This window comes from Streptantibioticus parmotrematis (assembly GCF_019890615.1).
GTDB lineage: Bacteria > Actinomycetota > Actinomycetes > Streptomycetales > Streptomycetaceae > Streptantibioticus_D > Streptantibioticus_D parmotrematis.
Window position 1 is genome coordinate 160,715 of sequence record NZ_JAINVZ010000008.1, and the last position, 20,069, is coordinate 180,783.

1 protein-coding gene (cut by a window edge) is annotated in these 20,069 nt (G+C 73.2%); it reads left to right on the forward strand.

From position 1 onward, the window contains the following. Positions 1-20,069, forward strand: partial view of a scabin-related ADP-ribosyltransferase gene (locus tag K7472_RS14520; RefSeq protein WP_222977917.1) — the start only. The gene runs 20,791 nt beyond the window's last position; the window shows 20,069 of its 40,860 coding nt (coding positions 1-20,069); the start codon lies at positions 1-3; its stop codon lies off the right edge, out of view.

Sequence of the window (20,069 nt, forward strand, 5' to 3'; positions counted from 1 at the left end):
ATGAGCATCATGATGCCCCCGGGGTTGCAGTGGGTCGCCGATCTGCTCGGGGCACCGTGGCCGACGGCGGACGAGGACGCCCTGTGGAACCTCCAGAAGGCCCATCAGACCTTCGCCGCGGACGTGCGGGCCGTCGCCACGGGCATGGGCGAGGTGACCGCGGACGTGAAGGCGGGGGTCTCGGGCTCGGCCGCCGAACAGTTCGAGCAGTACCTGACGCAGTTCCAGTCGAACCTCGAACAGGTCGCCACCGGCGCCGACGAGGTCGCCAACCTGTGCGACAAGACGGCTCTCCAGGTGCAGTACGCCAAGATCATGATCCTGGAGATGATGGTCTGGACGGCGGGCGAGATCGCCTGGCTGGCCTGGTGGGCGCCGGAGGCGGCGGCCGCCGCCGTGGCGTCGGCCCGTGCCGTGGTGGCGCTGATCGTCCGGCGGCTGTTGATGGCCGTGGGTATCAACGTGCTGGGCGCCGGCCTCATGGACGCGCTGGACCAGGCGATCCAGTTCCGCCTGCACCGCCGCCACTCCTGGGACTGGGGCAACACGGAGATGGCGCTGGGCGCCGGTGCCATCAACGGGGCCATCGGCGGCCTGGCGTTCGGGGCGGGAGGCGTGGTCGCCCCGAAGATCGTCGGCTCGTTCCTGGGCAGCGTGGCGCTCGGCGCCGGGGTCGGCGCGGCCGGCGCGGCGGCCACGGACGCGGCCTTCGGCGTCGACGGCGACCCCGGTCTCGGCGCGCTGGCCGGGGCGTTCGGCGGCGCCGTGGGCCACATCGCCGCGGGGATGCGCGGCGGCAAGGGGGACGGCGGGGACGGGGAGATCGAGATCCCGGAGGTGCCGACGTTTCCGGGTCTTCTCGACGAACCCGGCCTGGACAAAGGCGCTGGTGGCGCCGACACGTCACCCGGGTCACTTGGCAGTGACACCGGTGACGGCTCCGGTGAGGACTTCGGTCAGGGCTCCGGCGCACCCCTGGAGGTGCCGTTGGAGGGCAGGGGTCCCGGGCCGGGTGAGGAAGGCGCCGGGCCGGGCCTGTCCGGCATCACCGTTGAGGGAGACGGCCCCGCGCCCTGGGGAGAGGACAGCGGGGGCGCGTCGTACCAGTCGCTCGTGGACCCCGGCGACGAGGGCCGGGTCTCCTTGTCGCACGACGGGGACAGCGTGTCCGGGGGCCGGGTTTCCTCGCGTGGCGAGGAAGACGGCGTTTCCCTGGCCTCCGGCGGTGAGGGGGCCGGGGAAGAGGACGCGAGGGGCTTGGCGGGACCTGGCGGTGTGGCGCGTCAGCCGGCTCCGGGGGCAGGGCAGTCCTTGGAGTTGTCGCAGAGGCTGCCGCTGCCCGAGCCGTTGAAGCACAGCCCTGTCGGCGCAGGCGCCGAGACCGCCCCCGAGCACCTCGGCGGCGTGGACGGACCGCGCGGATCGCAGGCCGCGTCGCCGGCCGTTCTGCCAGGCTTCGAGACCGATCACCCCGCTGCCGGGAACGCCGTGGCGCAGCCGCCGCGCGACTCCCTCACCGCGGCCTCCGACGGCGTCACGGGGGCCCGCTTGCCTGAGGTCCCGCAGCAGGGCCAGGAAACCGGGGGACAGGTCTCACCCCCGCACCCGGCGGAGAGTCGCGGCGACGGCACCTCCGGGGCTCCCGCCGAGTCGGTCGGGCAGACGGAGGCCGCCCAGCCGTCCGCCGAGGCGGTCGGGCAGACGGGGATCATCCGGTCGTCGGCCGGGCCGGTCCAGCATCCGGCCGCGTCGGCTCCGGCACTGGGCAGGCCGGAAGGTCCGTCCTCGGCCGAGTCGTCGCCGTCAGCGTCCGCGTCCTCCGGATCGGCGGCTGCCCGGACTTCCCCGCCGGAGCCGTCGAAGACGGTGACCCTTACGCGGGACCCGAACGACACGACCGGTCCCGCCGGTTCCCTGGAAGGGGCGCAGCAGGGTACGGACGTCGCGAGGGACTCCGCGGAACCTTCATCCGTCGAACGGGTGTCCGCGCCGGTGTCGTCGTCCCTGACGCGGGATCCGGAGCCGCCAGCGGCTCAGCAGCCGGCGGCGCACGCGACGGAACTGGACGCCGGCCAGGGCGGAACCGGTGCGGTCCGGCAACGATCGCAGTCCTACGCACCGGATTCGGACGCCAGCGGGATCGGCACCGGACCCGCTCGGCCGTCTCCTCCCGAGGTCGCACAGGCGGTGGAGGGCCCCGGTCCGGAGTCGCCGCAGCCGTCGTCGCCGTTGACGACGCCGCCGCAGCGCCACGGCGTCGAACTCCCCCCGCACGCGCACGCCCTCCCCGCCGGCGGTCCCGGCCGCGTCGCGCCGCACGACCACGCGGAGTCGCCGCGAACGCCCCACCTCGACGACGGCCCCCCGCCTCCGCGGCCGCCCGTCCCGTCCTACGTCTTCCACGCCTCGGATCGGACACGTGCCCGCGAGTGGGGCGGCACCCAGGACCGCATCGTCCGCTCCTACGAGGACAGGTTCGGCAGGGAGGAGGAGAAGTTCTGGCAGCAGCAGAGGGCGGACGCGGCAGTGGGGGACGCCCATGGCGCCCACCTGCAACGGAACACCCACGGCGTACCCGCACCCCGCCCCGGGGACGACCCGGCGGACTGGGCTCGCCACATCGGCGTGCCGGAGGAGTTCACCGACTCCGTGGCCCAGGCCTACCGGCAGGCGTGGGCCACCGGTCTGCCGACCCACGAGGAACCGGCCGCGCGGGCCCCGGGCGTCGGCACGGGCGGGACGTCCGAGTCGGAACCGGGGGAGGGCGAGGGCAGGGGAGCGCCGGACCGGGGGGAGTTGGCCGACCGTCTCGCCGGAATCGAGGGCCTCGGGGAGCACTGGGACCCCGTGAACCTGGCCCACCGGATGCTCGGGGAACACGCCCGCGCGGAGCAGGGGTGGCCGGACTGGCAAGAGCGCGTCCAGAAGAGGTTCGACACCGCCTGGCGCGACGAACTGGCGAGGTACCAGGGCGGTGCCATCTCCAGGGGGCAGTTCGACACGACGTTCCGGAACCTCTCCGCGGCGCTCCCGGACGACTTCGAGGCGTCGGCCTGGGCCGACGCCGCACGGACGGCGGCCGAGCGGACCTTCGACCACCACGACGACCGCCCCGTCGGCATGTCCGTCGACGACGAGGCGCGAAGCCGTGCCCGGTTCACCAACGCGGTCGGCGACGAGGTGGAGCGGGCGTACCGGGAGGTCCGCGGCGTCCATGACGTGGACCGCCCCTTGGGGCCCGGCCCCGGGGAATCGCGGAACGAGGGGCCGCAGCCCCGCGGCGGTCGCGGCGGACCCGCTCGTTCCGGCAGACCGCGGACATCGCCTCCCCCACCGGACTCCCGCCTCCATCCCGCCGCCTGGGAGAACGTGGAGCGCGTGGCCACCAGGGGCATCGACGAGCTGCACCGCGGGCTGCGCACCCGCATGGAACTCGACGCCGCCGCCGAGGACATCCTCAAGCGGGCCGGCCGGGCCGCGGGAGCGACCGAACCTCAGCTGAAAGGGCTGCGTGAGGAGTTCACCCAGGACTTCGAGCAGACCACCCGGCACCTCCCCGATGGCGTCGTCGCCGGTCGGCGGGTCCCCGGCGTCGAGATCCGCAGGCTGCCGTACGAGGAGTGGGTGGCCCGGCGCCACACGATCGAGCCTGCGGTGGACGAGCTGGCCGCCCGCTGGGACGCCCGGCTGAGGACCAAGGTCGCCGAGGACCAACTGCTCGCGGACAGCAGGCAGTTCATCGACGACCACAGCTTCGACTGGTGGGCGCGGTCGGGCCGCGGCGGGGTGGACTTCGAGGCCGTGGACCCGGCCGAGGTGGCACGCCAGTACCACGAGGACCTCCTGGAGCAGGCCGCGCGGCAGGCAGGGACCGTGCGGACGGGCCGCAGCATGTCCGCGGGGGAGCAGAACGCCTACCTCAAGGCCCTGCACGACGCGCACGAGGCGATGAGGGGCCAGCTGGCGGCCCGGTTCGAGTACCACCTCGGTCTGGGGGAGGCGCTGCGCAACGCGGACACCTCGATGGACGAGGCGCTGGGCCGGGGCACGCTACCCCGCGTCCGGGAAGACGTGCACAAGGAACTCACCCAGGGCTACCGCGAGGTGGTCGGCTGGCCCGGCAGCAAGGTCTGGTCCCCGGAGGAACTGGCCGCGCGCGAAAGCCACTTCCGGGAGAACGTGTTCGATCCGGCGCTGCGTTCCCTGCCGCACCGCGTGGCCTTCGAAGGCGCCGCGACGGAGGCGCTACGGGAGGGCGGCGGCCGGTTCCACGCCATGACCGCCGATGTCAGCGACCTGTTCGGCGGCCGGGCCGTGAGGCGGTTCAGCGTCGGCGAGGAGACGTTCGACAGCGTCCAGGAGGACTTCCGCCGCGACTGGGCGACGCGCCACCACGAGATCTACGGCCCCCGGCAGCGGGATGTGCGGGCCTGGCTGGCCGAGGAGAAGAAGGAGGACGACACCTTCGCCAAGGAACTCGCCGACCGGTGGCAGGACTTCGAAGGGCGGACACCGTACGCCGAGCGGACGCGGGCGGCGGCCGCCGCCGAGCGTTCGGCGTCCAACCAGCAGGTCGTGGCGGCCTTCCAGGGGATGCTGGGCAAGTCGTCGACCCTGGAGGACATCTCCGCCGCGGCCGGGCTGGATCCCCACACGCTGAGTTCACCGCACGCGCGCGCTTCGTACGCGCAGGGTGCGGCCGCCCTGCGCGACGCGTTCTCCCGTGACTGGGACGCGGCCCGCGAGAACGGCCCCGACGGCGTGGACACGGCTCGGGCGGCGCTGGCGCAGCGGACGCGAGAGCGCTGGGAGGCGCTGCGGGACGAGGCCGAGGCGCAGGAGAACGCGTACGCCGAGTGGCGTGGCAAGCCGACGTGGACGCTGCGGACATCACGACTCGCGGTCGACCGCGACCCGTTCCGCTCACCGGCCGGGCAGGAACCCGGCCCGGCCGGGCAGCACCAGACCATGGCCCAACTGCCCGCACGGGAGGACCGGTACGGCGATCCCCGGCGGGCGGCGGGCAGTCCGCCGCAGGCGGCACCGACGACGCGGTCCGGGCCGGACGACCAGGCGGTGCGGCACGTCGCCGCGCAGCTGGACCGGGTACGGAACGCCGCCGCGGCCCGTGACACCTCCTACCAGCGGTTCGACGCGCGGGTGGAGGCGTTCCCGGGGCTGCGAGCCTTCGAGGCGTCCACAACGGTCACGCGGGCCAGGGAGTGGTACGCGGACGCCCGTGACGCGGCCCGGGACGCCGATCACGCCCGGCTCGACGAGGAGCTCACCGAGCGGCTGCGGCAGATCGACGACGAGGCGACGGCCCGCGCGGCCACCCGCCGGCTGTTCGAGCGGCAGGTGGCCTCCGCACGGCCTTTCGCGGGGTTCTCGCAGTTCCGCGCCTCGCCGCCGTACACGCGGATGGTGGACGACTTCCACCACGCGGTGACGGGCGCGGCGGCTGACCGCGCGGCGCTGTCGGACGAGGACTTCCCCGTGCCGCCCGAGGTGGTCGGCAGGTTCCGGGCCCAGTACACCCAGGAGCACGACGCGTTGGCGCGGGCGGGCGCGAGGTTCGACTCGACCGTGTTCCGGACGCAGGGCGACAGCTGGGCACCGGCCACCTTCGACGGCGGCACACGCGCGTGGTACGAGAACCAACTCGCCACTCTGCGGGAGCAGTACACCACCGACGCGTCGGCGGCCGCCCGGTCCGAGGACGCGGCGGACGAGACGGAGGCCCTCGACGACCAACTCCGTTCGGCGGTGCGACGGCTCCAGGCCCGGGCCCCTCACGCCGCCGCCCTTGAGAACGGGTTCCGGCAGCACATCCGGACGATCGGGGCGCCCGACTCCCAGTGGGACGCTTCGACGACCGCTTGGTACGAGAGGGAGCGCGAGGCCCTCGCCCGACCGCTGTCGCGACGGCTGACCGACCAGGGACCCGAGGCGTGGAACGGCGTTCGCGACGAGTTCGACCGGCGCCTGGCCGGGCTCGCCCAGGTCGCGCGGTCCCGGCACGCGATGCGCCAGGACTTCCGCGACCAGGCCGCAGGCCGGGCCGACCAGGGGATCGCCCTGTCGTCGCCTCACACGGCCGACTGGGCCCGGCAGCGGATGGAGGAGGCCCAGCAGAGCTACGTCCAGGCACGTGAGGCCGCGGCGGCGCGGGCCTTCGTACCGGCGCCCTCCCACGTCACACCGGATGACTGGCGGATTCCGCTGTGGGCCCAGCGGCAGGAACGACTCCACGCCCAGTACGCCCAGCGCCTCGAGGAGGCGACGGCGGGCCGGCCGGATGCCCAGGCGTCCGGCGAAGCGACCGGCTCCGCCGGTGGCACCGACACCGACACCGGCACGGACACCGACACCGGCACGGACACCGACACCGGCACCGGCACGGACACCGCGACCGTGGCCGCGACCGGCACGGACACCGGCACCGACACGGACACCGGCACCGGCACCGGCTCCGGGACCGACACGGCCGGCGCCTCCGGAACCGGCGCACGCGACGCTGTCGACTCCGCACGTCTGTCCGCGGTGGAGAGGGGCCTCGAAGCGTTCGCCGACGCCGCCGGAGCCTGGCGGAGCGGGCGGGCCGCGGGATCCGGGACGGTTGCTCCCTTCGAAGTGACCCCCGAGCTTGCCGAGTCGGTCCTCGACCACGGGAAGGACGGCTTCTTCCAGGCGCTGCGCGAGGCGGTCGACGTCCTCTTCCCCGAGGGCACCGACCCCGGCGAACTGAGGACGAGGAAGCGCGAGTTCGCCAGTCGGCTGGGGGAGTTGACCAGGGGGCTGCCGGCCCGGTTCGACCTGCGCGCCGTGCACGAGTTCCAGCGGACGCGGGTGGAGCAGGAAGTCGAGTGGCTGGCGGGCTCCCTCCACAAGAACCTGGACCACCACAGCCGGGCGCTGCTCCAGGCGTTCGGGGTACCGGAAGCGAAGGTGTCCCGCCGCGGGCTCGGCATCGTGCTGAGCCAGGCGTACCGGGAGCTGGACGACGCGTTCGAGGACCTCTTCGGGACGGGGAACACCTCTCAGCCCGCGTGGGGTGATGACGCGGAGCTGCTGAGCCGATGGAGCCCGCGCTTCGACAAGGTGGTCCAGGCACTTCCCGCGAGGCTGGCGGTGCTGGTGCGCCGACAGGCCCGTGACCGTGCCCTGGACGCGGCGAACCAGGTCTTCGAGGAGCGGCTCGCCGCATGGAAGGAGGCCGACCCCGCGGCGAGGTTGTCCGGACCGGACACCGAGCGGGCCAGGTCCGGATGGAACCAGCGGGTGCTCTCCGGCTTCGACGCGCTCTTCGCCGGGGAGGCCGGGACACCGGCGGAACTCACCCGCCGCAGGCGGGAGTGGGACGCCCTCCTCGCCGAGCGGACGCGACAGCTCCCGGCGCACTTCGCCTTCGAGGCCGGCGTCGCCCAGGCGCTGAAGGGCGCGACGGACTCCTTCGACGCCCTCAGCGCGGACCACCGCGGTGACGACGACGGCACGATCGACCAGGCCGCCGACGACTTCCGCCACGACTTCATCGACGCGTACCGGGACCTGTGGGCGCCGGAGTCCCTCCCGCCGACCTGGGCGGACCACGCGGCGCTCCACCACCCCACGGTCACCGCCACCGGCAGCGGCACCTCTGCCGTCTCCGGCACCCCGGCCGCCACCTCCACGTCCGTGGGCGGGTCCGACGCGGCGTCCACGGCCCGGCCGGGCCGCCCGGCGCCGACGGCCGACGACGCCGCGCCGTATCTCGCCGGCCAGGCGTCGCGCTACTCCCTGCGCGGACGTCTGCGGGAGATCGCCAAGGACTACGAGAACGCTCTCGGCGTCCGGCTCTCCGGCGACCCGGAGTCGACGCACGCCATGCGTCAGTACGTCGACGCGGTCGTCAGGGACGGTCGGTACGAGATCACCACCGACCCCGGAAGGCCGGGGATCTCCCTGGCCGAACTGGCCGACGTCGCCTGGGCCGCCGCGGCGGACGCCTACCCGCAGGACGCCCACCGGACCGGCACCGACGGGACCACGCGGCGACAACCGCTCGTCGGCCACGCCATCCACCCGCACCAGGACAACGTCCGCGGCACCGAGGCGATGTACCGGCACTACCGCGGGCTGGGGCTGCCCGATCAGCGCTTCCCCGCCTTCGTCAAGGCGGTGTTCGGCTGGGGGCTCACCCGGGGCACCCCCCTGAGCGCACTCCTCCTCCAGCTGTCCCGGTCCGGGACGAGCGTCGGCACCCCCTTGATCACGGCGGCACTGGCAGGCGGGGGGGTGCATCAGTACGGTCTGGTGGACGCCGTCTTCGCTCCGCGCCACGGCCTGCCCCCCGGCCCCCTCGCCGATCGCCTGCGCCTGCCGCACTGGCGGGCACACACCCGGAGCATGGCGTATCTCGCCGACGATCACGACGGCGTCGAGGTGCCGGACGGGCTGATACGGGCGGTGCGGTCGCCTTCGCCGCTGGACCGACTGGACCCGGCCCACGTCATCGAGTTGTACCTGCTCACCCATGAGCCGAGCCGTCCGTTCCTGCTGTCGGGGGCGGACGAACTTCCCTTCGCCCAGGGCGCCGCGCTGCTCAAGCCTCTGGTGGACGACGCGATCAACGACGCCATGGACCTCGCGGGCCCCGGCGGCGACCTGCGACTCCCGCTGCTGCTGAGGCACCCGCTGCACTGGGCACCGGAGGCGGTCGGGAACGCGACCAGGAGCGACGACTTCGAGGCCGTCCGGCAGCGGCTGCTCGACCTCGCCCCCCGGCTGGCCGGCATGCTCCGCGTCCAGATCCCCGTCCGCCTGGGGCTCGCCGTGGAGGGGCTCGCCCAACTGCCGCCGGTCGACCGGACGGTGTACTACGCGACCACCGCGCTCGCCCCTGAAGCGGCAGCGGGTGCGCGCGTGCCCGACGTGCCGCGGTTCCAACGGGTCGCGTACACCCCCGACGAGGCCCTCGCCCGGCTCGCGGACGTCCCGGTCGGCACACCCCGGACCCTCGTCGAGGTGCGGAACTCCTCGGCCCGTGACCACACCGCGCTGGCGCACGACCCGGGTGAGCGCCACGTGCGGTACGCCCGGCCGACCGAACTGTTCGTCATGGGGACCAGCACGTTCACGACGGGTGGCGGTGCGGTCGTCGGCAGGGTGGAGGTCGTCGAGGCACCTGCAACCGGTCACGCGGGAGAGCCGGAGCCCATCAGGGCCGTCACCACACTCACGCCGCGCGCCCACGCCGCCGGTGACGTCCGCCCACTCGACGGGAATGCCTCGGACGACACGGACGCCATCACGCCACTGCCGCCGCAGGCGTCGCACGATGCCGGTTCGGTGGCGGACGACCCGTTGGGGAGCGACCCGGAGCTGGTCCGCGAGGTCAACCGCATCCTGAAGGACTGGCGTTGGGCCGACGGCGAAGTGGATCACGACAAGGTCGCGCGGACACACCGCCAGTTGCCGGCGGCCTGGCGGAACGTCCCGGTGCCGCGCCTGACGAGGGAACGGGCGGAGGCCGTCGCGGGGATCCTGGCCAAGCGCCGGGAGCTGCCGTCCGGGCTGAAGGGCGGCGCGCCGGGGACGGACAGCGGCATGCCGGGGGCGACGGCGTCGGGCCGGCAGGTCGTGCCGCCCGGAAGCGGAGCGACGCAGACCTCCCCCAGCGTGCACGTCCCACGGTTCCCGGGGCTGTTCACCGGACCGTCGCGGCCGGGATACCTGCACCGGTCGGGCGAGTACGGGCAGGCGGCCGCCGCGGCCCTGAGCCGCGACCCGCTGATGCTGTGGCAAGTCCGTGCGGCACTCACGTGGATGGCGGAGAACTCGGCGACGGTGGCCGGCGCCGGGCTCGACCCCTTCGCCGATCTCCTGTTCGGCAGGTCCGCACCGATCGGAGTCGGGCCCGACGCCCTCGTGCAGATCCTGGTCGACAGCGACCAGCGACCGGCGTTCCCGGTGGTGATGGAAGCCCTGGAACGGGTCGCGCCGTACTACGCGCGGAAACTGGGCCTGCCCGGCCCGACCGGCATCCTGCCGCGCGGCGACGCGTGGGACGCGGAGATGCGCGGGCGTGGCTACCACGGATCGGCCGACCTGTCGGACAGCCAACGGCAACAGGCCCGGCAGATCGAGACCATGCTGCGACTGTACGAGCGTGTCTCGGAACCGTGGCACGACGTGATGTACTTCCGGGACGCGCTGGCGGGCTGGTACCTGTCGCGTCCGGGCGGGCTGCCATGGGAGTGGTTCCTCGACGTCTCCCACCGGGCCGGGGTCCGCGACGCGCAGGTGGAACCCGAACCCTGGCTGACGGACATCTCCCGGGTGCACGGGTGGATCCACGGCATCGTCGATCCGCTCGGCAGGCCGGCGGACGCCTCGCAGACCCCGGCGCAGCCGTCGGACGCGTTGCGCGTCCCGCCGCACGTGGTGATGTACGCCGAACAGACCAGGCCCCTCATGAGTGGTGCCGTCACCGGGCTGGGCGACTGGACTGATCCCCTTGAGCTTCTGGACAGGGGTTTGAAGAACGACCCCGTCTCAGGCGGCGCCGCGAACGCGCTGCGGACGGAGCGTCGGCAGGCGCTGCGCGAACTGTCGCGTGACCCCGCCGCGGTGGAGGGCCTGCGGCTGCTGTCGACCGGTCACTCCCTGGCGCTGACGCTGGCCGCCGGTCCCGACGCCGACCTCCTCGACCCGGCACTCCATGCCGACGGGCCGGGTGCGTTGGAGCTGCTGCGCGAGAAGATCCGTCACATCGGCGGGCAGGCGGACCCGCGCGACAGGCTGACCTGGCCGCTGCTGTTGCTGCGGGACCCCGGCCTCGGCGCCGCCCTCGACCGGCAGGCTCCGCCGGTCGAGGTAGCGGCGGCTGTCGACGCCATCGCGCGCGCCGCGGACGAACGGTTGCTCGCCGAGATCCGCGGCCACCTGTCGATGGCGGCGGAAGCCCTGGACATCCTGCCGGCGACGCCTGCGGGCGGCGGCTCCGTGCTGTACGGCGCGGTGGTCCAGGGGCCGCTGTTCGGCGACGCGAAGCCCTACGCGGCCGTGGGCGGAGAATTGACGTTCGCCCCGTTCCGCGGCGGGACGACGGACCGGGCCGTCGCGGTGGACGAACTGTCGCGCCAGGCCGGGCCGTACCCGCCCGGGGCCTCCGCGGCCGGGCATCCCGTGCTGATCGAGGTCGTACGGTCTTCGTCGGTCCGTGAGATCTCGCTCTTCGCCCTGGCACCGTCGCGGCGCCGGGTGGCCTCTCCCCATGAGACGGCCCTGCGGGTCCAGGACTTCGGCTACGCGAAGGACGAACGGACCGGCCTGTGGTACGCGCACCTGCGCGTCGTCGAGAAGCCGCGGCCCGTATCGCCGATCGACTGGGACAACGACGTCCTGGTGCGGGATCTGTACGTCCAGGGAGCGTGGTTCGGGTACTCGAGCCTGACCGCGCGCGACTTCATCGGCCGCCGCTCGGGGTACGCGGACCTGTGGAACATGACGGAGTCCCACGTCTGGGACGCCCTCAGCGGACAGAGCATCCATCGCGAGCCCTGGGCGCTGGGGCCGGGAACGAGCGGGCCGACCGGTACGCCGGGTTTCGTCTTCAGCGCCTCGCACGCCTCGCGTCATCTCGTCTTCGCCATAGGGCGGCACGGGCCCAAGGCCCTGAGCGGTGGACAGCACGGGGCCGAGTCCAACCGGCGCATGGTGGCGGCGGGAGTGGCCGACACCACCCGCTATGTGATGTGGCACTGCAGTATCGGCGCCACACGGCAGGTGCTGCCGACCGTGGCGCAGCAGGCGGCGGAGGAACACCCTCCGGGCCGTCGGCTCCACGCCGCCAACGTCCCGGTCGGCACTGCCGGCACGGGCGCGTTCGCACTTGCCGTGGGGTGGGGATCCACGCCCCGACCGGCGTTCGCGGAGGTCCAGCGGCAGGTCCTGCCCGTGCCGGAGCCGGACGCGGCCGAGCCCTACCTCGCCGGCCAGGCGTCGCGCTACTCCGCGACCGCCCAGACGTCGGGACTGGGCGCCGGCGACTACGAATCCGCCCTGGGCGAGCGGCTCTCCGGTGATGTGCGAACCGCGCACCTCATGCGGTCGTTCGTCGCGGCGGCCGCCCGGAGCGGCCGCCACGGGGTGACCATCGATCCCGACGCGCCGGGGCTCTCCCTGACCGATCTGGGCGACGCGGCGTGGGCCGCCGCGGCGACCGCCTACCCCGATCAAGCGCATATGGCAGGTGTCGGCGTCTCCGAACAGACCCGGCTCCTCACCAGCCGCGGCATCCGCGTCCCAGAGGACCAGGTGCGGAGCAGCCGGGCGATGTACTGGTCGTACCGGGAACTCGGCCTGCCCGCCGAACAGTTCCCCCTCTTCGTCAAGGCGGTGCTCGGCTGGGGACTGACACGGGGGATCCCTCTCAGCGTGCTCCTCGTCGACCTGTCCCTGTCGGAGATGAGCGGCAACCCCGCGGTGCTCGACGCGGCGCTCGCCGGGGACGGCGCTCATCTGTACGGTCTGGTGGACGCTGTCTTCGCGCCGCGCGACGGCCTGCCCCCCGGCCCTCTCGCGGACCGTCTGCGCCTGCCGCACTGGCAGGCGCACACGCAAGGCATGACGTTCCCCGCGAGCGACGGCATCCAGGTACCGTACGGCCTGATCCGGGCGGTACGGACGCTGTCGGCCACCGCGAGCCTTCCACCGGTCCCGCACGGCGAGGCACGGGAAGTGGGCGCGGACAGCTGGGCGGCCCGGCACGCCGTGGCCCACGCATGGGGCGCGGGCGCCCAGGATTCGCCGCTGGACCGGCTGGACCCGGCTCACGTCATCGGGTTGTACCTGCTCAGCCACGAGGCGAGCCGCCCGTTCCTCGTGCCGGGAGCCGACCTGACGGCTGCGGTGAGCCAGGCGATCAACGATGCCATGGACCAGGCGGGACCCGGCGGCCGACTGCGGCTGCCGCTGCTGTTGACGCCCCGGCTGGGGTGGGCCGTGGAGCACGTCGAGCACACGTCGGGAAGCGCCGCATTCGGGGATCTGCGACGGCGGATGCTCGACGAGGCCCCTCGACTGGCCGACGTCCTGCGCGCCTTGATCCCGGTCCACCTGGGATTGGCGGCGGAGGGACTGGCGCAACTGCCTCCGGTCGGCAGGCCCGTGTACTACGCGACGACCGCTCCGGTCGCCGAGGTCGCGACAGGTCTGCGCCGGCTCAGCCTGCCACGGTTCCACCGGGTCGCGTTCACCCCCGACGAGGCGCTGGCGCGGCTGGGAGCCACCCATCCCGGCATGCCGCGGATCCTGGTCGAGGTGGCGCATTCGTCAGCCCGAGACCACACGGCGCTGGCGCACGACCCGCGCGAGCGCCACGTGCGGTACGCCCGACCGGCAGAGCTGTTCGTCAGCGACGTCGTCAAGGTCACGGCGGGCGACGGTTCCGTCCACGACATGGTGCGGGTCGTCGAGGCTCCGTCCGCCGATCCCGGGATGGTGCTGGAAGCGGTCAGAGCTGTCGTCAGCGTGGCGGAGCCCGACATCGCCCTGCCCGGCGGTGCCTCCATGGCCCACCACCTCACTCCGGCCGAGCCGCCTTCCGCCGCGCCCGTCGCCGCACCGGACGCGTCCGACGTGTCTCCCCCCTCCGCCGCACCGGACACCTCGGCTCAGCGAAGCTTCGACGTCACCGGGCCGATGCCGTCGACGTTCTACGAAGAGGACAGGACGCTCTGGAACCGCGACGCGCGCAATTTTGAGAGGTCCCTCGGCCGGGTCCTGACGGCCGACCCGCAGGCGAGCCTGCGGCACGGTGTCAAAGCGTTGGTCGACACCCTTCCCCCGCAGGTCGCGCACCGGCACTTGTTCGGGCCCCAGCCGGACACCTTCGACCACGAGGCCGCCTTGCGCGGCATGCTGGACCCGAGCAACCCACCACGGCCGGAGGTGCTGCTGAGGGCGCTCGCGTCAGCCGCGGAGGCCTACGCGGAGCACCAGCAGCTGCCGGTACCCACCTACCAGCCGGACGTGGACGGCAAGCTGGCCGAGCTGGGGCACCCCGTCGCCCAGAGCACCGAGAGCAGGGCCCTGGTGCTGGGGGCGGAGACGACACTCCGCGCCCTGCGGGAGGTGGAGGACGAGGACGCGGCGCTGCGTTTCCGCGACACCATCTTCGGCTTGTCGCTGGTGAGCAAGAACGCGCCCGGTCTGGCGCAGCTCATGGGCGCCGCACAGCGTGCCGGGGTGGCGGACAGGGACGGCACGGTTTCGCTGGAACCCGACTTCACGACCACGGCGTCCGCCGACGCCTCGCAGCTGTACGGGCTGGTGCCTCTCCTGTTCGATCCCCAGCACCGAACCGGCGACGCGCGGCTCCTCCAGTTCCTGACGTCGCCGCCGCACGAGCTCCACTACTACCGCCGGGCGAAGCACCTGTTCGCCCCGGGGCTCGGCAGCGGAACAGCCCCCGACGAACTCGGCCGGGCCCTGACGGAGGGCATCGGCCCGTCCGTCGTCTCGCACCAGGGAACCGAAGCCTGGCGCAGGCGGCAGGACGCCTTCCGGGAGTGGATGGGTGCGCACCGCGGCATCGGGGCGACCCTCAACGGCGCCCACCGCGCCGCGCTGTTCCTGTTGGGTGGGCCGGACGCCGGGCTGATGGACGAACGGATACTCGCGGGCGGGGCGCAGGGTCGTGAACTCCTGCGTCAGCGGATTCTGGGCGGACTCAGGGCCATGGCCCAGGGAGCCGGACCAGCCGCCCTCCCCCTGGTGGTGCTGGGCGATCCGGTGGTGCGCGGGCTCGTCGACCATCCGCAGGAGCGTTCGCCGGAGAACCTCGAGCGGGCGGCCGCGGATCTGGCGACCGACCAGCGGATATCGGAGCTGGGCGCGCACGCGGAGATGGCCGTCAGGTCGGCGACGCTTCTGCCGGAGACCGGCGGGTCGGTGTACTGGGCCGTGTGGGAACCGCGTCCGGTGCACGGCACGCGTCCTTACGCGGCAAAGGGGCGCAGGTTCGGCCTGCCCCGGCTCTTCCAGGCCAAGTCGAGTCCGGAGGCCGCCGTCCGTGCCGCACTGCCGGAGGCCGACCGGCACCCGGGAGGTCATCTGGTTGTCTACACGGTGAACAAGCCGGAAGCGGCCTACGAGTTCGGGCCGATGGCACGTTTCCCGGACCACCAGGTGGTGTTCACCCGCGCCCAGGAACTCGGCGTCAGGAGCCACGAGGTCGTCAGTCACCTCGCCCTCGCCCCGCAGGGCACGGCAGCCGCCCTGGAGTACGCGCTCGTCACACTCGACCAGGTCGCGGTTCCCGCCACCCGGCCCTGGCAGGAGCCCGTCATCACCCGCCAGATGCGCACCGATCACGGCACCTGGTTCGGCGAGGCCAGTTTCACCGGCCCCGACTGGTCCTACCGCGGCCGAAAGAAGAGCTACGCCGGCATGCCCGACAGGATGCACGTCACCGACGCGCCGGCGGGCGTGACTCTGCGGTTCCCCCTGCCGACCGGTCGGCGGCAGGACGGAACGCCGCCCTTCACGTTGTGGGCCTCGCACGGCGACTCCGGCCGGGTCCACGTCCTGACACCCTCGGGCCACAAGGCCGCCGGCGGGACGATGGTCGGCACCCGCGGGACGCGGTTCGTGAGGCGACAGGGCCTTGCCGGGGACACACCGCAGTTCGTGCTCTCCTGCTTCGCCGCCACGCGTGCCGAGGACGGGGCGGCTGTGGCACAGGCGGCCGCCGACGAGCGGACCGGCGTCGCCGTCGGAGCGACGTTCGTCGTCTCGACGAGACTGACCGGATCCCCGGACCCGGTCACGATGATCACCGTCCATGCCGACAAGGAGGGAAGGCCAGGCCGCTTGACGGAGTTCCGGGGCCGCCGGGCGGTGACCGCGGAAGAGCGGACTGCCGCGCTGCCGCTGTCCGGTCAGGGGGCACGGTATCGGCGGATGTACGGGACACCGGAGTACGAGCGGGCGGCCCGGGAGCACGAGAGCGCGGTCGGCCAGGCGTTGAACGGCTCGGACGACGTCCGCGACTACGTGGAGGACTTCGCCTTCGCACTGAACGAGTGGCCGCAGTACGAGGTGGATTTCCCATCTGTCCCGTACTCGGTGGCGGACCTGATGGAGGCGATCTACTCAACAGTCGAGCAGGTGCACCCGGACTGGTCGCACACCATCGCCGAAACCGACGCCGAGGCGGACGAACTGCTGGCCGTACGCGGCCTGCTGGTGGGCACGGGCGACTACGGCGACCTGGCCCCGCTGTTCGACGCGCACCGGGCCATCACGTTCCATGGCGCGGACGAGGGCCTCTTGGCGGCGGTCCTCGGCTGGCGGCTGTCGAAGGGGGAAGCCACCCTCGCGGAGGTCCTGGACCTCTACAGCGAATGGCGAGTCGGCCGGGGCGACAACCGGTTGGACGTCGGGCCCCTGCGGGACGCCCTGCTGGGTGATGCGGCGGACCTGTACGGATGGGCACGCGAGCACCTGTCGCACTTCGCGCATGACGCCGCGCACGGGACAGCTGACGAGACATGGACGCTGCCGCACCACCGGCTGTACATGCCCGAAGTCCCCCCGCGGCTGCACCCGTACTCCGACGAGACGCCGGGCGAACCGCCGACCGCGCATCGGACCGCTCTGTTCCTGGCCACCCATGACCCGGACCGGCGCCTGCTGCGCAGTGGGCTCGCGGCACAGCTGGGCGCGGCGGAGCAGGGCGGAAGCCCACTGGAGGGCGAGATACGCGACATCATCACCGTGGCCATGGCGGCGGACCCGGTCGACTTCCCGTTGCTGCTGGAGAGCCACGCGGAATTCGGCGCGCTGGCCGCCGAAGCCAGAGCCATCGCCGACCGCGCGGATCACCGGTTCGACGAGATCGCCCAGCAGATGCGGGGCCTGGTGCCGGATCTGGCCCGGCAGGTGGGCGAGAGCCTGGACCAGCACCGGGGCATGCTGGCCGAGGCCCTGGCGTCGCTGCCCGGAGCCGATGCGCCGGTGTACATCGGCTATCTGGCCCCCGGAGAGCCGGCCGGCCACCCGGTCGGCGCGCTGACCGCACTGACCGTGCCCCAGTTCCATCCGGGTACCTTCGACGGCCGAGCTGTGCTGGGTGAGCTGGGCGAGCCTCCGGCCGGAACGCGCCGAGTCGTGGTGCGGATCGGCGGTTCACCGGTCCGCGACGTGTCCTTCGCGTCCACCGACCCGGAGTCCCGGCAGGCCATGTTCCCCTGGCGTACGGATCTCCACGTCACCTCTCGTGTTGTGCTGCACGACGAGCGGCACACGCCGTACGAGATGGTGTGGGCCGAGGCCGGGCAGCGTCCGGAGACCACCGCCCTCGACGAGGTCGGTTCCTCCGGTGTCTCGTCCGTCGACGACCTGGAGATCAGTTCCGTGGCGCCGTTGGGGGGCGCGGAGGTGGTGGAGGACGATCCGCTGGGGGAGAGTGCGGATCTGGTGGCGGAGGTGAACCGGGTTCTGACGCTGCGGGGTTGGGGTTCGGGCGGGGTGGGCGCGGACCGGGTCGCGGAACTGCATCGGCGGTTGCCGTCGCACTGGCGGAAGGTGGCGGTGCCGTACACCGTCCGGGCCCGTGCCGCCGGCGTGGCGGACCTGGTCATGGGCCGCGAGCTGTCACCGGGCCTGAAGGGCGGAGTGCCCGGGACGGACAGCGCGTGGCCGACGCAGGCGGCGGCCTCGTCCGGGGCCGGGACAGGTGTCGCGGCCGCGTCCGCGGGGGACGGCACGGGCGCGCTCGATTCCGCCGCCCCTTCGCAGGCCTCGGCCCGGCGCGGCTTCGACGTCACCGCCACCATGCCGGACGTGCTGTACAACGACGACCGGGCTCGATGGAACGCCGTCGCGAGCGGGTTCGAGAGAGCCGTCGCCGGGACCCTGCTGGTGGACACGCATTGGCACGGGTCGGCGGGGCGCCAGGTCAAGCTCCTGTTCGAGCGCGCCTCCACCGAGGACCTGCTGTTCGGCACCATCGGCGACGAGGACGCGAGCAAGTGGTTCTTCGCGCCTCCGGACCCGTACACCTTCGACTACGACGCCGCGATGCGGAGGCTGCTGGACGAGCAACAGCCCCCATCTGCCGAGGAGTTCGCGAAGGCGTTCTGGCTGGCCGTGCCGCGATACGTAGCGCACCGGATGTCCGAACCGGACGTCGATCCGGAGCTGGACGGCAGGCTGGCGGAGCTGGGACACCCGGTCGGCCGCACCCCGCGAAGCCAGGAGAAGCTGCGGCAGGTCGAGATGGTGCTCCGCCTGTGGAGGGAGCTGGACAACGAGCCGATGAACGCGCTGAGCTTCCGCAACGCCGTGTTCGGCGCGACATTGCCGCTACAGGAGTCGCCGGGCCTGGCGCAGCTGATGGGCGCCGCGCAGCGGGCCGGCGTGGCCGAGAAGGACGGCGGGCATTGGCTGGAGCCGGACTTCAGGACCGTGTCATCGGTGGAAGCCGATGCCTCGCAGCTCTACGGGATGGTGCCGTTCCTCTTCGCGCCCGCGGACCGGGCAGTCGACGCGGCACTCCGGCAGGCCGTGGCGAGGCTGCCGCATGAGATCCGGTACCACGAGTGGGCCGGGGGCCTGTTCGCCCCCCGGTTCACCGGCGGCGTGACCGCTGGTGAACTCGGTGCTCAACTCAAGGAGGGCATGGGCTCGGCGGGCATCGCGGGGCAGGACCCCCAGGCCTGGCGGTCGCGTCAGGACGCCTTCCGGCGGTGGATGCTGGCGAACCGCGGCATGAGCACGGGCTTGAGGGACGGCTACCGCGTGGCGTTGTTCCTGCTGGGCGGGGCGGACGGCGGGCTGCTGGACGAGCGGATCCTCACCGGCGGCACTTCGGGCCGTGAGGTGCTCCGTCAGCGGATTCGGGGCGGCCTCACGGCCTTGGTCCAGGGGGCCGGGGTGTCCGCGGTGCCGTTGCTGGTGTCGCGCGACGGGGAGGTGCGCGGGCTCGCCGACGATCCGCAAAGCGGCTCCGCGGACGTGGTGGAGCGGGTGGCGGACAGGCTGGCGACGGACCGGTTGGTGGCGGAGCTGGGCGTGCACGCGGAGATGGCCGTCCGGGCCCTGACGCTTCTGCCGGAGTTCGGGGGACCGGTGTACTGGGCACAGTGGGTGGCGGACGCGCCGCACGGCGCCCGCCCCTACGCCGTCGAAGGCCGGGTGGTCGGCCTGCCCCGGCTCTTCCAGGCCAGGTCGACTCTGGAGGCCGCTGTCCGGGAGGCGCTTGCACAGGCGGACCGGCCCGCGGACCGTCATCTGGTCGTCTACACCGTGCCGAAGCCGGACGCGGCCTACGAGTCGGCGCCGTTCGCGCGTGTCCCGGACCATCAGGTCGCCTTCTCCCGCGCCCAGGAGTTCGGTGTCAGGGACCACGAGGTGGTCAGGCATCTCGCTGCGGCTCCGCTGGGCCGGGCGGCGGCACCGTTGGAGTACTCGCTGGTCACCCTGGACCAGCTCGTACGCCCTGCCGCGCTGCGCTGGCGGGAACCCGTGATCACGCGTGAGGTGCGCACCGCCGATGGCGTCCTGTTCGGCGAGGCCAGTCTGCACAGTCCGGACTGGATCGCCAACCGTGGCAGGAGAATCCGCACGCTGCTCGACACGCTGGAGGGCGTCAGCTCGCCGTCGTGGACGCCGTTGCCGGTCCCGGTGCCGACCGGCCGACGGCATGATGGCAAACCGGCGTTCACCATGTGGGCCTCGCACGGTCTGCCCGGCATCATCCAAGTCCTGACGCCCGAAGGCGCGAAGACCACGGGTGGGAGGCTGGCCGGCCTGCGGGGGGCGCGGCTGATGGCCCACCTGGGCCTCGGCAGCGGCACACGTCAGCTGGTGTTCACCTGCTTCGGTGCGAAGGGCACCGCCGCCAGGGCGTCCGCGGCTCAGACGGCCGCCGACGCGCACGCCGACGGCGTCCGGACTGTCGGGGGGACCGCTGTCGTCGGAATGACGGGCGGCCTGGACCGGGACGTGAAGGTCTACGTCGCGTTCGAGCAGGACGGCGGACCCGGGAAGTGGGAGACGTTCCGGCGCCGCCCCGCGCT